Source organism: Klebsiella oxytoca, assembly GCF_009707385.1.
Taxonomy (GTDB): Bacteria; Pseudomonadota; Gammaproteobacteria; order Enterobacterales; family Enterobacteriaceae; genus Klebsiella; species Klebsiella oxytoca_C.
This window is the reverse complement of sequence record NZ_CP046115.1, coordinates 4,423,644-4,440,038: the sequence shown is the minus strand read 5'-3', so window position 1 is coordinate 4,440,038 and position 16,395 is coordinate 4,423,644. Positions and strand designations below refer to the sequence as shown.

Here is a 16,395-nt window from a genome sequence, read left to right as displayed (position 1 = left end):
ATTGATATGTATAAACTTTGAATTAGATATTGTTTTTCCTGTAATCAAGGGTTCAAAAATTTTGGCGAGACAAAAACGACAGAAGCCTCCAATTAGGAGGCCAGTCAAAAAAAGTATAAAACTATGCTTTGTATAGGGTTATCCGAGAGAATAATGCAGATAGCACCTGATTTGTAGGATGTATAGTGCCAGCGGCGTTAAGGTAATTCCAGGCAAATATTAAGGAGCAGGCTTCTGCAAATATCTATTTGCAGAAGCCGAAAGTCACGAGCGAGGCTGTAGGTTATCCAGAATGGCCAACGCTTCGGGCGGAAGGATTAATTCCGCGGCGGCAAGATTTTCGTGCAGGTGCTGTAGCGATGAGGTGCCCGGAATAAGCAGGATATTCGGCGAGCGCTGTAGCAGCCAGGCCAGCGCCACCTGCATGGGCGTAGCGTCCAGCGAAGCGGCGACATCGTTAAGCTCCTGAGCCTGAAGCGGGGTAAAACCGCCGAGCGGGAAAAAAGGTACCCAGGCGATATTCTGCGCCGCCAGTTCGTCAATAAGCGGGTCATCGTGACGATTTGCCACATTATATTGATTCTGAACGCAGACGATCGGCGTCAGTTTTTGTGCATCGCTCACCTGTTTTGCCGTGACGTTGCTTAGCCCGATATGGCGAATTAACCCGCGCTCTTTAAGCTCCAGCAGGGTGGTTAGCGGCTCTTCCAGCGAACCTTCAACCGGGCCATGGGTATCGAGCATGCTGCGCAGATTCACCACCTCGAGCACCTCGAGACCCAGATTGCGCAGATTATCTTCCACCGCCTGAGTTAACTCGGCAGGGGACATTGCAGGTAGCCAGTTGCCTTTCTCGTCGCGGCGCGCGCTGACCTTGGTGACGATACACAGCTCGTCGGAATAGGGATGCAGCGCCTGGCGGATAAGCTGATTAGTGACGTGGGGACCGTAAAAATCGGCGGTATCGATATGATTGACGCCCGACTCGACGGCCTCCTGCAATACGCGAATAGCGGTTTGCGGATCTTTTGGCGGGCCGAAGACGCCGGGACCTGCAAGCTGCATTGCGCCGTATCCCAGACGATAAACCTGACGATCGCCTAACGTCGCGGTACCGGATAATTTTACGCTGGACATCTGAATCCCCCGCTCTGATTGTATGCCAGAGATAAGTGTATGCACGCAGGGGAGATTGGGGAGGCGAGAATGTTGGCAGAACGTGCGGCGAATGAGGACTCGCCGCACGGAGGGGATTAGCTAAAGAACATCACCGAAACGCAGAGCAGACCAACGATCAGGGTTATGACGTTACCTGCCGAACGATACGGTTTTAGCGCCGGAATAAGATAGGTGGACAGGGTCGGCATGATAAACAGAATCATCGCAATAAGCGGGCCGCTGATGGCGTAAATCATTGATATCGCGTTAGGATTGATAAAGCACACCACGAAAGTCAGGGTCGATACCAGCAGAATCGACATCGCCCGGTTAAACGCGCGGCTCTTACGAATACCTGCCTGGGCGAGAGAGGTTTTGACGATTTCGCTGGCTCCCTCAATTACGCCAAAATAGGTGCCAAGGAAGGATTTCGACATCGCTACTACCGCCACAATAATCCCGGCGATCGCCAGCCACGCCGGTGAACCCGGCATCATCGACAGCGCGGAAAGAATAGTAACGCCCTGATTGCGCGCGGTTTCAATATAGCTGGCCGGTATCGACAGCAGGCAGCTGAAGACGAAAAACAGTACGCTGGCGCAGATAAGGGTATAGGCCACCTTCATGATTTTTTTGCATTTACCCATGGCCCGATCGCCGTATTTCTCCTGCTGATCGATAGCAAAAGTCGACATGATCGGCGTATGGCTAAAAGCGAAAACCATCACGGGAATAGAGATCCAGATTTGGTGGAACGTGTGCGAAGTCAGCTGCATCTGGCTGGTCAGATATGCAGGCTGCCAGCTGCCCATTAAATAGATGGAGAGGAATAAGAAACAGGCGATCAGCGGGAAGACTAAAAAACCCATCACTTTAATCGTGACGTGGCGGCCCATCAGAAAGATCAGATTTAGCACCAGCACTACGCCCAGGCTGAGCAGCGCTCGTACCTGTGGCGTGATGGGCACATGTCGGGATAGCTGCTCTGCGAGCGAGTTGGTAATGGCGACGGCGTAGATCAGCACCACGACAAAAAAAGCGAGAAAATAGAGACCGGTAATCAGGCTGCCGATTTTTTTACCATAGTAATGATTAACGGCGCCGGTAATCCCCTCGCCCGGGGCGATGTTGGCAGAGAGGATAAACTGGCTCAGCGCTTTATGCGGCCAGTAGGTCAGCGGCCAGGCGACCAGCGCTGTGATGAAGAGAACAACAGCGCCAGCGGATCCCAGTTGGATCGGCAAGAATAACGTGCCAGCGCCGACAGCAGTGCCATATAAGGCAAAACTCCATAGAGTTTCTTCTTTAGACCAAATTTTAGACATTATGCGACTTTATTAACCAGAAAACGAACAAAAAGGAGTGCAATTTATCACATTTATGAATTGGCTGCGGCGATAGTTTCTGGCTGATAAATGAAACGGCGGATCGCCCGTTATGCTCCGGGCTTTCCGCGCAAGATTACTGACGGGCGGAGATTCGCTGCTGGCGAACTTTCATTACCCGCTCGCGCAGCGTATCCCACACCCAGTTAAACGCCATGGTGTAAGGCAGGAAGAACAGCATAAAGCCGATTTCCAGCATAAACGCCTGTATCAACGAGACGCCCAGCACCAGCGCGACCATGGTGACGCCAATAATGATAAACCCCGACTCAAAGCCGATTGCATGCAGCGCGCGGACCCGCAGGTTGCGGATGACCCGCGATACCGGCCACAGACGGTCAAAGATAGCGTTATAAATAATGTTCCACACCATCGCCAGCGTGGCGAGCAGGACGCTGAGTCCACCCATCTCAACGACCGAACGCTGCATTAGCCATGCGGCGGTAGGGGCGAGGATCAGCGTTGCCAGACCTTCAAAGCTGATAGCGTGGATAATTCGTTCGGTCAGCGTTTTGCGCTGAGCGTTTAATTGTTGCATGGCTTGTTGCCTCCGGCCTTTTTCAGAAATTATCCGGCATTTTATGGATAAATATGATAAAAAAAAGATAGTATCCATCGATAAAGTAGATAGTTCATGCGCTACTCTCCCGAAGCTTTAACTGCGTTTGTCGAAAGTGTTTCCTGCGGTTCTTTTTCAGGCGCGGCGCGGCGGCTGCGCAAAAGCCAGTCCACTATCAGCACCGCGATCGCCAACCTGGAAGCCGATCTTGGCGTGACGCTGTTCGATCGTACCTCCAGACAGCCAACGCTTACCCCGCAGGGGGAACAGGTGCTGAGCTATGTGAAAGCGATTCGGGCGGCCAGCGACAGGCTCGATGAACTGGCTATTTCGCTTTCCGGCAATACGGAAGCGCGTCTGACTTTTGTGCTTTCCGATACGCTGCATCCGGATGTGCTTGAGGATCTGCTGGCGCAGTTTGACCGTCGTTTTCCGCATACCGAATTTGAGTGCCTGATCGGTGAAGATGATGACGTTATCGACCTGCTGCAGAAGGAGCGGGCGCAGGTAGGACTGATCGAGGCCAGGGAGAGCTACCCAACGGAAATCGGCAGTATTCGATTACCGATGCAAACCGAAATGGCCATCTACGTTGCTCCGCAGCATCCGCTGGCGGCACAGGGTCGAGCTACCTGGGATGAGCTGCTCTCATGGCGCGAACTGCGTCTGAGCACCTATCTGGAAAATACGGCGGAACCGTCGCGCGGCCTGGTATGGTCGGCGCCTAACTATCTGCTGCTGTTCAGCATGGCGGCCCAGGGGCTGGGGTGGTGTATTTTGCCCAGCGCGCTGGTGCAGGAGTTTGCCGGCAGCGGTAGCCTGGTAGCCCTGGAAATAGCCGGTTGGCCGCGGGTGATTTCTACCGATTTGCTGTGGAATAAAAAAGCGCCGCCGGGGGAAGCGGGAAGCTGGCTGCGCCAGCATCTGCAGAAGCATGGACGTGAATAAGGTAGGCCTTCCCGGGTAAGATTTAATTGCTCTGGTAGGGGCGCCAGCCGCAGGTACTAAAATCGCCCACAATCTTTGTGATTCTCCTCACTTTTTTTAAACAATTGCGAAATTTTTTGATAACAATTAACTACTATGATGCTGTTTCTTTGCGCAGAGGCGGAGCAGAGGTAGAGCATGAAAGATGTCGTAATTGTCGGCGCGTTGCGAACGCCAATCGGCTGTTTTCAGGGCACATTGTCGCGTCATTCGGCGGTGGAGCTGGGCAGCGTGGTCGTGAAGGCGTTAGTGGAGCGCAGCGGCGTCGATCCCCAAAGTATTGATGAGGTGATCCTCGGCCAGGTTCTGACCGCCGGGACCGGACAGAATCCGGCCCGTCAGTCGGCGATCCGCGGCGGCCTGCCCAATACTGTCTCTGCCATTACCATCAACGACGTGTGTGGTTCCGGTCTGAAGGCGCTGCACCTGGCGACTCAGGCGATTCAGTGCGGCGAAGCCGACGTGGTGATTGCCGGGGGGCAGGAGAATATGAGTCGTGCCCCGCATGTGCTTACCGATAGCCGGACCGGCGCGCAGTTGGGCAATAGCCAGCTTATCGACAGTCTGGTCCACGACGGCCTGTGGGATGCGTTTAACGACTACCATATGGGCGTGACGGCGGAGAACCTGGCGCGTGAGTACGGTATTAGCCGTGAACTGCAGGACGCCTGGGCGCTCAGCTCGCAGCATAAAGCGCGGCGGGCGATTGATTCCGGTCGTTTTCGCGATGAAATTGTTCCGGTGACCAGTGAGCTTAACGGCGCTCCTCGCCTGGTGGATACCGATGAACAGCCGCGAGTTGATGCCAGCGCTGAAGCGCTGGCCAGCCTGCTGCCGACTTTTGATCTGCAGGGCTCGGTCACCGCAGGCAATGCCTCCAGTATTAACGATGGCGCGGCGGCGGTGATGATGATGAGCGAAGCCAAAGCCGGAGAGCTGGGACTACCGATACTGGCGCGGATCCGTGCTTTTGCCAGCGTGGGCGTCGATCCGGCGCTGATGGGAATTGCTCCGGTACATGCCACCCGGCGCTGCCTTGAGCGTGCGGGCTGGAAGCTGGATGAAGTCGATCTGATTGAAGCCAATGAAGCCTTTGCCGCTCAGGCCATTTCGGTGGGTAGAGTACTGGAATGGGACGAACGGCGGGTGAACGTCAACGGCGGCGCGATTGCGTTGGGCCACCCGATCGGCGCTTCCGGCTGCCGTATTCTGGTTTCCCTGGTACATGAGATGATCAAGCGTGATGCTCGCAAAGGGCTGGCCACGTTGTGTATCGGCGGCGGTCAGGGCGTGGCGCTGGCGGTTGAACGTTAATAATCTATTTCTGATGTGAGTTCAGGAAGCCTCCACTGTGGAGGCTTTTTTTGTATTCATCGCCAGGCTTTTTTTCTGCCACAAAATCCCCTCTGACGCGCTATTTTGTTGAGCTTTGTCACGTCTTTCTGTACCACCTTTTTTGAAACAAATAATTACGATCTCGATCACTAAAACATTATTGCCTAAAAAATAAAATACAGTTTCATAAAAACGAAACGATATTTTAATTATAAGGGGTATTTTATGTTTGCAAGATCTCTGGCCCTTGCTGCACTCTGTGGTATGTCTTTCGCGGCTTCAGCTGTCACGGTAGATTTACGTCACGAATTCATTGATGGTGGGAAATCGGATAAGACTAACGCGGACCGCGTTTCCGTCTCCCATCGTTTCGCTAACGGCTTTGGCTTCTCCGTTGAGGCGAAGTGGAAGTCTGGCGGCGAGAATACCAGCCAGCCTTATTCAGATTTCATCGGTAATGGCCATGAAGAGAGCATTAGCTGGCAGTGGAAGGCGGATAAGAACTTCTCCCTGACGCCGGCATTCACGATTGAAAGTAACGATAGCCGTACGATTTATAAACCGAATCTACGCGCGCAGTACAGCTTCGATAATGGTTTCTACGTTGCGGCCCGCTATCGTTATGACTACACCCGCTATCCGGCGAACGCGGGGAAAGATGATGATAAAGTTAACCGCGGCGATGCGTGGGCTGGCTACGTATTTGGTGACTGGCGCGCTGAGCTGAACTATGTTTATGCGCGCAGTACCGAAGGGGTTAAGCGCAACGACAACAAACCGTACTCTCAGGAGTACAACCTCAAAGTTGCCTATAAGCTGGATAAAAACTGGGCGCCGTACGGCGAGCTTGGTAACGTCGGCGTCAACGATCGCAGCGATCGCCAGACCCGTTTCCGCGTGGGCGTCGCCTACTCATTCTAAAATAAAAAACGCCCTCATCGTTTTCCCCGGAGCAGTTAGCCGGGGTTTTCTGTTTGTATTAACCCCTCTTCCCGGAGGCGGTGCTGCGCACCTGTCCGGGCTACCCCATATGCACGTCATGTAGCCCGGACAAGCGCATTGCGCCGCCTCCGGGACAGGTACCGCGATCCGGGGAAAACGCCGGGCATAAAAAGCCCTCCAAAAGGAGGGCAGGGTCAGTCATGTAGCCCGGATAAGCGCAGCGCAATCCGGGGAAGACGCCGGGCATAAAAAAGCCCTCCAAAAGGAGGGCAAGGCCAGTTACAGAAACACTAACTCAAACAGTGGCTAAGACTATGCTTTCAGCATCTCAGGCTGCGGCGGCAGCTTTGCGATATAAACGGCAGGTTTGCCGTCTTTATCGGAGCTGAACAAAATGGCGCTATCGTCCGGCGTAAAGGACGGGTGCGGATGGGTAACCTGGCGACTATTGGACACCGTTGCCCATGATGTATCGTGGCGTGCGACGCGGAAATAAGCCTGCTGAGCGACGTCAAAAGCGTACAGATACGGGTCGTTATCAATGGTGTAGCCGCTGGTGTCTTTTACGTCTACCGGAGTACCTGAACCATCACCTACCAGCATCGTGCCGTCAAAATTGCTCATCAGATGCGAACAGGCCGGCATCTGCATGACCGCTTTATTAACGCCGGTATCCGGGTCGAAGCTATAAATAGTCCGTCCCTGCTGGCCCTTCAGATAAGAGACGTATACCAGCGCTGAACCGTTCGGTACCCAAAACTCGTGGGTGCAGCTTTCGCCTTCGGCATGCGCTTTGACTTTACGCACGTTGCTGCCGTCCTCATTCACCATCCACATCCGCGCATCGACCAGATCGTGCGGGCCTTCATGGCAGAAGGCGACAGTATGGTCATCGAAAGGACGATAGATCGGGTGGCCCAGCCATTTATTCTCTTCGTGGATCACGTTGCTTTCGCCGGTTTGCAGGTCGACGCGCAGCAGGCGGCAGTGGGGCCCTTTATGGAAGAAATCGTGGAAAATCTGCCAGTCGTTGAGCGGCGTCCAGTCACTTTTAGCAATCTCGATCCCGACCAGCCTGGTGCAATCGCTATTGGCAACCCAGGTACCGTAGCCAACCCAGTCATCGGCAACGCGATAAACTTCGCGCTCTTGCAGAGTCGTGAGGTTGACCTCCAGCAGCGTGCGGTCATTCTTCACGTAATAGAGGGATTTATCATCCGGGGAAAGGAAACCACCAAAAGTATTATCACCAGGCCCTTCCGTTAGCTGTACCGCCTCGGCTTTGGCCAAATCCAGCAGATAGTAGTTCCAGTTACCGTCAAACTCGCCGGCAAACAGCAAATGGCTGCCATCATTGAAAAAACATTTCTGATAGAAATAGTTACGATGACACGTCACTTCCGGTGGGGTTAAGCGGGTGATCTCCGCGCCGGTGTCCGGATCGCGGCTGACTTCATAATTCAGTTTTACCCGCATGCCTTTAGCCATGATGTACTCCTTTTCCTTCCTGAGATATTGCCCGCCTGCGTTGACCGGCCAGTGGAATTAGATTTAAAGGATGGGTGTTAATTTATCAAAACATCGTTTCATTATTTGTGATGGCGGACGCAATTCGCGACAGCTTCTTGCGGTGGATCGCATTTTTTGGCGGCCAGTTTTGCGAAGCCCCGGGCAATCCTCGTTTTATTGCCACTTTTTATCGATCCATGTCCTTTTTATGAAGTTTGTTTAACTATTTGTATTCTAATGTATTAAATGGATTTTTCATGGTTTATCCGGTCAGGCTTCGTGATCTGTTTTGCATTTTTCGCATTTACTCTTAATTAAACTGAAACGATGTTTTGATAATAATTGAAAATGGCTTTAGCCAGGGATAAGATGTGAACACTGTAAAACGAAACTCTGTTTTATTTTTCGAAGGGTAAATCCCCGGCAGTTCTTCAAACCATAAGGGTCTGCGTAAGCAGCAGGCTGGATTATCAGAACCTTGCCTGTGCCGACACAGGCTCTGAAAGATTAAGGAACCAAATATGATTCTCGACGCATTCTCCCTGCAGGGCAAAGTAGCCGTAGTGAGCGGCTGTGATACCGGTTTGGGTCAGGGTATGGCCGTCGGACTGGCGGAAGCCGGCTGCGACATCGTGGGTATCAACATTGTTGAACCGACGGAAACTATTGAGCGCGTAACGGCGCTGGGCCGTCGTTTTCTCAGCCTGACCGCCGATCTGCGCCAGATTGACGGCATTCCGCAGCTGCTGGAGCGCGCGGTAGCTGAATTCGGCCATATCGACATTCTGGTGAATAACGCAGGTCTGATTCGTCGTGAAGACGCGATTGATTTCAGCGAGAAAAACTGGGACGACGTGATGAACCTGAACATTAAGAGCGTGTTCTTTATGTCTCAGGCGGCGGCGAAGCACTTTATTGCCCAGGGCAACGGCGGCAAGATTATTAATATCGCCTCGATGCTCTCTTTCCAGGGCGGGATCCGCGTACCGTCTTACACCGCGTCAAAGAGCGCGGTAATGGGCGTGACTCGTCTGCTGGCGAACGAGTGGGCGAAGCACGGTATCAACGTAAACGCGCTGGCGCCAGGCTATATGGCGACTAACAACACCCAGCAGCTGCGCGCCGACGAACAGCGCAGCAGCGAGATCCTCGACCGTATTCCGGCAGGACGCTGGGGGCTGCCGAGCGACCTGATGGGGCCGGTGGTATTCCTGGCTTCCAGCGCTTCCGACTATATCAACGGCTACACCGTAGCGGTAGATGGCGGCTGGCTGGCGCGCTAATGTTGGCCGCGTTTTCAGCGCAAAAGAGAACCCTGCTGCGGCAGGGTTTTTGCTCTCATGAGATTAATCGTCCATATGATAAAATTCGAATAGTCCATATGGTTTATTTGTTTTTTAGATAAGTAGCTAAGCAGAATAATAAGTTCTGCCATGTTTTTGATTGTTTTGTGTTCTTTGCAAAGTTGAATGTCCATCACAAAACCATTGCCTGTAGCAACTTAGTCCATATCTTTGGCCTGTCCTGCCTGACACTTACCGCCGCCGATCCCGTACTTTCATCGTACGTCTTACTCCGTCTGGCAGGAAAAAAATGACTTCTATAAGTAACGACTCTACAACCATGCCGCGTACGCAGCGCGATACCCGGCGCATGAATCAGTTTGTCTCGGTTGCCGCAGCGGTGGCGGGATTGCTGTTTGGTCTCGATATTGGGGTGATTGCCGGGGCGCTGCCCTTCATTACCGATCATTTTGTGTTATCCAGTCGCCTGCAGGAGTGGGTGGTGAGCAGCATGATGCTGGGGGCGGCTATTGGCGCGTTATTCAACGGCTGGCTCTCTTTCCGTCTCGGACGCAAATATAGCCTGATGGTTGGCGCAGTGCTGTTTGTCGTCGGTTCCGTGGGCTCCGCTTTTGCTACCAGCGTCGAAATACTGCTGGTGGCAAGGATCGTTCTCGGGGTCGCCGTAGGCATCGCCTCGTATACCGCGCCTTTGTATCTGTCGGAAATGGCAAGCGAAAACGTGCGCGGCAAGATGATCAGCATGTATCAGCTGATGGTAACGCTGGGGATCGTGATGGCGTTCCTCTCCGATACCGCGTTTAGCTACAGCGGCAACTGGCGGGCGATGTTGGGCGTGCTGGCCTTACCGGCGGTGGTGCTGATTGTGCTGGTGGTCTTCCTGCCAAACAGTCCGCGCTGGCTGGCGGAAAAAGGGCGTCACGTCGAAGCGGAAGAGGTGCTGCGGATGCTGCGCGATACCTCAGAAAAAGCCCGCGATGAACTCAATGAGATCCGCGAAAGCCTGAAGCTGAAGCAGGGCGGCTGGGCGCTATTTAAGGTCAACCGCAACGTGCGTAGGGCGGTATTTCTTGGCATGCTGCTGCAGGCGATGCAGCAGTTTACCGGTATGAACATCATCATGTACTACGCGCCGCGCATCTTCAAAATGGCTGGTTTCACCACCACCGAGCAGCAAATGGTGGCGACCCTGGTGGTTGGCCTGACCTTTATGTTCGCCACCTTTATCGCCGTCTTTACCGTCGACAAGGCCGGACGTAAACCGGCGCTGAAAATCGGCTTTAGCGTTATGGCTCTCGGCACGCTGGTGCTTGGCTACTGTTTGATGCAGTTTGATAACGGCACCGCTTCCAGCGGCCTCTCCTGGCTGTCTGTGGGGATGACCATGATGTGTATCGCCGGCTATGCGATGAGCGCCGCGCCGGTGGTGTGGATCCTGTGTTCGGAAATTCAGCCGCTGAAGTGTCGCGACTTTGGGATTACCTGCTCAACTACCACCAACTGGGTGTCGAACATGATAATCGGCGCGACCTTCCTGACGCTGCTGGACGCTATCGGTGCGGCGGGAACCTTCTGGCTCTACACCGCGCTGAACGTCGCCTTTATCGGCGTGACTTTCTGGCTGATCCCGGAAACCAAAAACGTCACTCTGGAGCATATTGAACGTAAGCTGATGTCCGGCGAGAAGCTGCGCAATATCGGCAATTAATTATAACGACTCGCGCGGCAGCCACGGGCTGGTGACCCGTACCGTATCCCGATGGCTGTCGCCGTTAATAATATGCAGGGCGCTCAGGCGCCCGATTTCATAGTGCGGCAGCTGTACCGTTGAAAGCGGTGGTAAAAACAGATCGCCAATCCCCACCATATTGTCATAGCCCACGACCGCCACATCCTGCGGGATGCGCAACCCGTGCGCCAGCAGCGTCTGATAAACCATAAACGCGATGCGGTCGTTGCCGCAAATCACCGAGTCGAACCGCGGCGTTTGCTGCTTGATATGCGTCAGCACCATAGCGGGAATATCGCGATAGTGTTCGTCGCCGTACGCCATATAGCAGTGCTCGAGGGTATCCGGGTTAATACCCGCTTCGCGGCAGGCGCGCTCCAGCCCCTGACGGCGGCGGACGGTGGCCAGATGATTGGCCGGGAGATGCAGGCACAGTGGGCGACGGTAGCCCGCGGCCAGCAGCGCCTGTACCGCCGTATACTGGCCCTGCTCGTCATCAGGGATATAGCTGGCCACCGGATCGTGCAGGCTTTCACAGTTAGCCAGTACGCAGGGAAGGGTTAACAGCTTGGCCGGGAGCGGCACCTGTCGCAAACCCATGGTGGTGTAGATAATTCCGTCAGGACGGTGGGAGAGCAGCAGGTCGACAATGGTTTCCGGGCTATCGTCAGAGAACATGTTCACCACGAAGCTGTTCCAGCCGTGCGCCCGCGCGGTTTCTTCAATGGAGAGCGTAATCTCCACCGAGAAGGGCGTGGTGACGGTATCCAGCGCCAGCACTCCAATGGTATTTGGCGTGGCGTGAGCGCCGCGGATTTTTTTCGCCGACAGATCGGGGACGTAATTGGTCTGTTCGATAGCGGCCTGGACGCGAGCCAGGGTCTCCGGCTTCAGCCTTTCCGGGCTATTCAACGCCCGGGAAACCGTCATCAGCGATACATTCGCCAGCTTTGCCACATCTTTCAGGGATGCCATATTGAGTGCTCCACCCTAGCCGTCGGCTGCGGGGTTTTACTAACTTACTGATGTAAAAGGATCATACGATATTCTATCGTACACGTACCGTCTGCGCTGGCGAGGAATATTTGATCGCGATCGCACTCTTATAATGTTAACGTTAACTTTTGTGATTAACATCATGAATCGCGGTAAAACGACATGAGATCTGTTTTTTGTTAACGTTACCATATGAGCATTACTCCTACATGAGAATGTCATGATGAAAGCGCATCACTCTCACAGCTATCCGTTACTCAGTGCGTTACTGTTTTTCTTTTTCGTAACCTGGTCCTCTTCCGGTTCGCTGCTCTCTATCTGGCTGCACCAGGAAGTAGGTTTGAAAGCGGGGGACACCGGCATTATTTACGCGGTGCTCTCCGTCTCCGCGCTGTTTGCCCAGGTTTGCTATGGCTTTATCCAGGACAAACTGGGGCTGCGTAAAAATCTGCTCTGGTACATCACCGTACTGCTGATCCTCTCCGGGCCGGCCTACATGCTGTTTGGCTATCTGCTGAAAGTTAACGTGCTGCTCGGCAGTATTTTTGGCGGCATATATATCGGGCTGACCTTCAACGGCGGTATCGGGGTTCTGGAATCCTACACCGAGCGCGTCGCGCGCCAGAGCCAGTTTGAATTCGGCAAGGCGCGGATGTGGGGATCGCTGGGCTGGGCGGTGGCCACCTTCTTCGCCGGTTTGCTGTTCAACATTAACCCGCACTTAAACTTCGCGGTGGCCAGCTGCTCCGGATTGGTCTTTTTTATGCTACTGGCGCGACTGCGGGTCTCTTCCGCGCCGCATGCCATGCAGGAAGCGGTATCGGGCGGTAAAGTCACGCTGGAGGATGCCCTGCGCCTGCTGACCCTGCCGCGATTTTGGGCGCTGGTCTTCTTCGTCATCGGCACCTGCATCTACGGCGTTTACGACCAGCAGTTTCCGGTCTACTTCTCTTCCCAGTTCCCGACCTTACAGGAAGGCAACGAGATGTACGGCTACCTGAACTCGTTCCAGGTGTTCCTGGAGGCCGCCGGTATGTTCTGCGCGCCGTGGCTGGTTAACCGCATCGGCGCGAAAAACGGTCTCATCTTCGCCGGAATGGTGATGGCGATGCGTATGGTGGCATCCGGGCTGGTGGAAGGGCCGCTGCTTATCTCCATCACTAAGCTTCTGCACGCGGTCGAACTGCCGGTGCTGTTGGTTTCCATTTTTAAATACAACAGCCTGAACTTCGACAAGCGTCTTTCATCCACCCTGTACCTGGTGGGCTTTGCCTGCACCAGCTCGGTTATCGCTACCGTACTGTCGCCGCTGGCGGGCTATAGCTATGAGAAATACGGCTTCGCCCAGTCCTATTTGATCATGGGACTGCTGGTGTTCTGCACCACTTTTATTTCCATCTTCTTGTTGCGTTCCACAAAATCCTCTTCGGACCCGCTGGTGCCGCAAACTTCCGCTATCTGAATCGAAAGAGTAATGAATATGACCTATTCAATTTCCAGAGCTGAGCAAGAGCTGCAGGCTAAACATGAAAAACTGAACCTGCGCTGGTATCCGCGCTATCACCTGGCCGCCCGCGCGGGCTGGATTAACGATCCTAATGGCCTGGTATGGTTCGACGGCTGGTACCACGCGTTTTATCAACATCATCCATACTCCACCCAGTGGGGACCAATGCACTGGGGCCACGCGCGCAGCAAGGATCTGCTGCACTGGGAGCATCTGCCGGTGGCGCTGGCCCCGGAAGGACCGGAGGATAAAGACGGCTGCTTCTCCGGCTCGGCGGTGGTCGATGGCGATACGCTGGCGCTGATTTATACCGGACATAAATTCCACGGCGATCCTAACGACGAAGGTAACCTTTATCAGGTGCAGTGTCTGGCGACCAGCCTCGACGGTATTCGCTTCGAGCGCCAGGGAATAGTGGTTGACACTCCGCCGGGTATGCATCATTTCCGCGACCCGAAAGTTTGGCGCGCAGGAGACAGCTGGTACATGATCGTCGGCGCTCGCGATGGCGATACCGGCCAGGTGCGGCTGTATCGTTCAACCGATCTACGCCAGTGGCAGGACGCCGGTGTGCTGGATGAGGCGGAAAAAGAGATGGGCTACATGTGGGAGTGCCCGGATTTCTTCGTTCTCAACGGTAAGCACGTTCTGATGTTCTCTCCGCAGGGACTGGAGGCAAAAGGCTATCAGAACCGTAACCTGTTCCAGAGCGGCTATCTGCTCGGCGACTGGCGGCCGGGGCAGGCGTTTGTGCGCGAGGGGGCGTTTGTGGAAATGGATCGCGGGCACGATTTCTATGCGCCGCAGAGCTTCCTTACTCCCGACGGCCGCCGCATCGTCATCGGCTGGCTGGATATGTGGGAATCCCCGCAGCCGGAGCAGCAGGACGGCTGGGCGGGCATGCTTTCGCTGCCGCGCGAGCTGAGCCTGAGCGCGGATAATCGGCTGCAGATGCGTCCGGCGAAGGAGGTCGAGAGCATGCGCGGCGCCTGGTTCCCGTGGCCGGTAACGACCCTGAAAAATCAGCAAACCACCATGGTAGAAAACTGTGAGGCGATGGAAGCGATCCTCCACTGGGATTGCGCAAATAGCAGCGCCGAGCAGTACGGCCTGAGCTTCGGCGATGGTCTGCGCGTTTACGTGGATGCGCAAATGCAGCGCCTGGTGCTGGAGCGTCATTATCCGCAGTATGGCCTGTGCGGCACCCGCAGCGTCCCGTTGACCGAGGGGGCCGATCTGAAGCTGAGGGTATTTTTCGATAGCTCTTCCGTCGAAGTGTTTGTTAATGATGGCGAGGCCTGTCTGAGTAGCCGTATATATCCGGATGCCGACAAACGTGAATTAGCTCTATTTGCCTGGAGCGGTTCGGCATATTTAACGGAAGCGGGAGCCTGGCAGCTGGAATAATCGTTATTGAATATACCCTAAATAATTCGAGTTGCAGGAAAGCCAACGCACCTGCAACTTGAAGTATGACGGGTATAGTTGTTAATAACCCGTCTTCGACGGTGGGCGGGTTATTATTGTCGTGTTTTACCTATAAATAAAAACTTAATTTAATAAAAGGGTTTACCGATGAATAAAATCTGGATCGGGTGTGTTCTGACGTCTTTATTTACCCCTCTGGCTAATGCGCAGGCGCCGTTATCTCTTGAGGAACGGCTGGCGCAAATGGAGCAACGGCTAAAGGCGACCGAGCAGCGGGCGGCCAGCGCGGAGGCGGAAATCCGCGCGCTTAAAGGTCAGGAGACGCCAGCAGCCGTGGTGACTGCCGCACCGGCTAAACCCGCTTTACAGCTTAATGATTATGGTGAATTAAAATTCTATGGCGACGTTGAGTTTAATATGGACGGTGCCAGCCGTACCGGCAGCCTGACGTCGGTGAAAACCAGCGCCAATAAAAACTGGGCGCCGGGTGATAAAGAGCGTTGGGATATTAACGGACGTATTCTTCTGGGCGTTGATGGATTGCGTAAAGGGGCTGACGGTAAATATGCTGGATTCAGCGTGCAGCCGCTGGCGGATATAAATGGCAAAATGAATCTTGATGATGCCGCATTTTTCTTCGGCCAGCAGGATGACTGGAAAATTAAAATCGGCCGCTTCGAAGCTTATGATATGTTTCCGCTTAATCAGGATACCTTTATTGAATATTCCGGCAACACCGCCAACGATCTGTATAGCGACGGCTACGGCTATATTTACATGATGAAAGAGGGACGCGGGCGCAGCAGCAGCGGCGGCAACTTCCTGCTGAGTAAAAATATCGATAACTGGTATTTCGAAGTCAACACGCTGGTGGAGGACGGCAGCTCGCTGTTTGTGGACCACAACTATCACGGTAACGCGCTGGATAACCGTAAAAATGTGGTGTACGTGCGTCCGGTCGCGGCCTGGCAGTCTGGCGCCTGGTCAGTAGCGGCGGCAATGGAGAGCAACCTCGTTAACAATGCTTACGGTTACCAGAATCAGAACGGCCGCTGGGTCGATCAGTCCAGCCGTACCGGCTACGGGATGACAATGAGCTGGAATACGCTGAAAACCGATGCCGAAAACGGGGCGGTGGTGAATCTGAGTACCGCGTATCTGGATGCGGCGGACGAAAAGGATTTCAGCGCCGGTATCAATGCGTTATGGCGCCGTGTGGAGCTCGGCTACATCTATGCGCATAATAAAATCGACCAGTTTAATATGTCCGGCGTGAGCGCGGAGTGCGATGGCGACTGCGCGATTCTGGCGCCGGGACGCTATGACATCCACACTATTCATACTTCATGGCAGCTGCCGAATATTATGGATATGCCGAACTTTAATATTTATCTCGGCGCCTATGCGTCGTGGCTGGATTCATCGGCGGCGAAAAGCGGCAATACCGATGAACGCTACGGCGCGCGGGTAAGATTTAAATATTTCTTCTGACGGTCCTCCCGGGTTGCGGCGTAAACGCCTTACCCGGGCTACCGGATCTACCGGCCCGCAGAGGG

The 16,395-nt window shown here is 54.2% G+C and carries 13 protein-coding genes; 8 read left to right on the top strand and 5 right to left on the bottom strand.

Annotated features, from left to right (window positions below; genetic code table 11):
* Positions 1-264: 264 nt before the first annotated feature.
* The 3 genes from GJ746_RS20675 to GJ746_RS20665 form a co-directional block, all read right to left on the bottom strand.
* The gene (locus tag GJ746_RS20675) at positions 265-1,137 is read right to left on the bottom strand and encodes an aldo/keto reductase family oxidoreductase (protein ID WP_154681867.1); all 873 of its coding nucleotides are present in this window, start codon (positions 1,135-1,137) and stop codon (positions 265-267) included.
* A gap of 116 nt (positions 1,138-1,253) precedes the next feature.
* Positions 1,254-2,483 (bottom strand): amino acid permease, encoded by a 1,230-nt coding sequence (locus tag GJ746_RS20670; protein ID WP_154681866.1) that lies wholly within the window; start codon positions 2,481-2,483, stop codon positions 1,254-1,256.
* 136 nt (positions 2,484-2,619) lie between these two features.
* Complete coding sequence (locus tag GJ746_RS20665) at positions 2,620-3,081, bottom strand: multidrug/biocide efflux PACE transporter (RefSeq protein ID WP_154681865.1); 462 nt, start codon at positions 3,079-3,081, stop codon at positions 2,620-2,622.
* A gap of 96 nt (positions 3,082-3,177) precedes the next feature.
* Here GJ746_RS20665 and GJ746_RS20660 point away from each other — a divergent pair, with 96 nt between their 5' ends.
* The 3 genes from GJ746_RS20660 (at position 3,178) to GJ746_RS20650 (ending at position 6,345) form a co-directional block, all read left to right on the top strand.
* Complete coding sequence (locus tag GJ746_RS20660) at positions 3,178-4,050, top strand: LysR family transcriptional regulator (protein ID WP_154681864.1); 873 nt, start codon at positions 3,178-3,180, stop codon at positions 4,048-4,050.
* Positions 4,051-4,227: 177 nt separating this feature from the next.
* On the top strand, positions 4,228-5,403 hold the full coding sequence (locus GJ746_RS20655; RefSeq protein ID WP_154681863.1) for an acetyl-CoA C-acetyltransferase: 1,176 nt from the start codon (positions 4,228-4,230) through the stop codon (positions 5,401-5,403).
* A gap of 246 nt (positions 5,404-5,649) precedes the next feature.
* Positions 5,650-6,345, top strand: coding sequence for an oligogalacturonate-specific porin KdgM family protein (locus tag GJ746_RS20650; RefSeq protein ID WP_154681862.1), 696 nt, complete (start codon positions 5,650-5,652; stop codon positions 6,343-6,345).
* Positions 6,346-6,678: 333 nt separating this feature from the next.
* Here the strand turns inward: GJ746_RS20650 and GJ746_RS20645 are convergent, their stop codons facing one another.
* The gene (locus GJ746_RS20645) at positions 6,679-7,854 is read right to left on the bottom strand and encodes an oligogalacturonate lyase family protein (RefSeq protein ID WP_154681861.1); all 1,176 of its coding nucleotides are present in this window, start codon (positions 7,852-7,854) and stop codon (positions 6,679-6,681) included.
* 542 nt (positions 7,855-8,396) lie between these two features.
* Between GJ746_RS20645 and kduD the strand changes: the two genes are divergently transcribed.
* Both kduD and GJ746_RS20635 read left to right on the top strand, forming a co-directional pair.
* Complete coding sequence (gene kduD / locus GJ746_RS20640; protein WP_154681860.1) at positions 8,397-9,158, top strand: 2-dehydro-3-deoxy-D-gluconate 5-dehydrogenase KduD; 762 nt, start codon at positions 8,397-8,399, stop codon at positions 9,156-9,158.
* Positions 9,159-9,468: 310 nt separating this feature from the next.
* Positions 9,469-10,887 (top strand): sugar porter family MFS transporter, encoded by a 1,419-nt coding sequence (locus tag GJ746_RS20635; RefSeq protein ID WP_154681859.1) that lies wholly within the window; start codon positions 9,469-9,471, stop codon positions 10,885-10,887.
* Here GJ746_RS20635 and GJ746_RS20630 read toward each other — a convergent pair whose 3' ends face one another.
* On the bottom strand, positions 10,888-11,883 hold the full coding sequence (locus GJ746_RS20630; RefSeq protein ID WP_154681858.1) for a LacI family DNA-binding transcriptional regulator: 996 nt from the start codon (positions 11,881-11,883) through the stop codon (positions 10,888-10,890). It abuts the gene before it with no gap.
* Between the two features lie 241 nt (positions 11,884-12,124).
* Between GJ746_RS20630 and GJ746_RS20625 the strand changes: the two genes are divergently transcribed.
* The 3 genes from GJ746_RS20625 to GJ746_RS20615 all read left to right on the top strand — a co-directional run bounded on the left by GJ746_RS20625 (position 12,125) and on the right by GJ746_RS20615 (position 16,330).
* Entirely contained in the window at positions 12,125-13,366 is a 1,242-nt protein-coding gene (locus GJ746_RS20625; RefSeq protein ID WP_154681857.1) for an MFS transporter, read from the top strand.
* Between the two features lie 18 nt (positions 13,367-13,384).
* Positions 13,385-14,818, top strand: a complete 1,434-nt coding sequence (locus GJ746_RS20620; protein WP_195908759.1) for a glycoside hydrolase family 32 protein — start codon at positions 13,385-13,387, stop codon at positions 14,816-14,818.
* A 168-nt stretch (positions 14,819-14,986) separates the two neighbouring features.
* A complete protein-coding gene (locus GJ746_RS20615) occupies positions 14,987-16,330 on the top strand; it encodes a carbohydrate porin (RefSeq protein WP_154681855.1) in 1,344 nt (447 codons plus the stop codon).
* Positions 16,331-16,395: the final 65 nt, after the last annotated feature.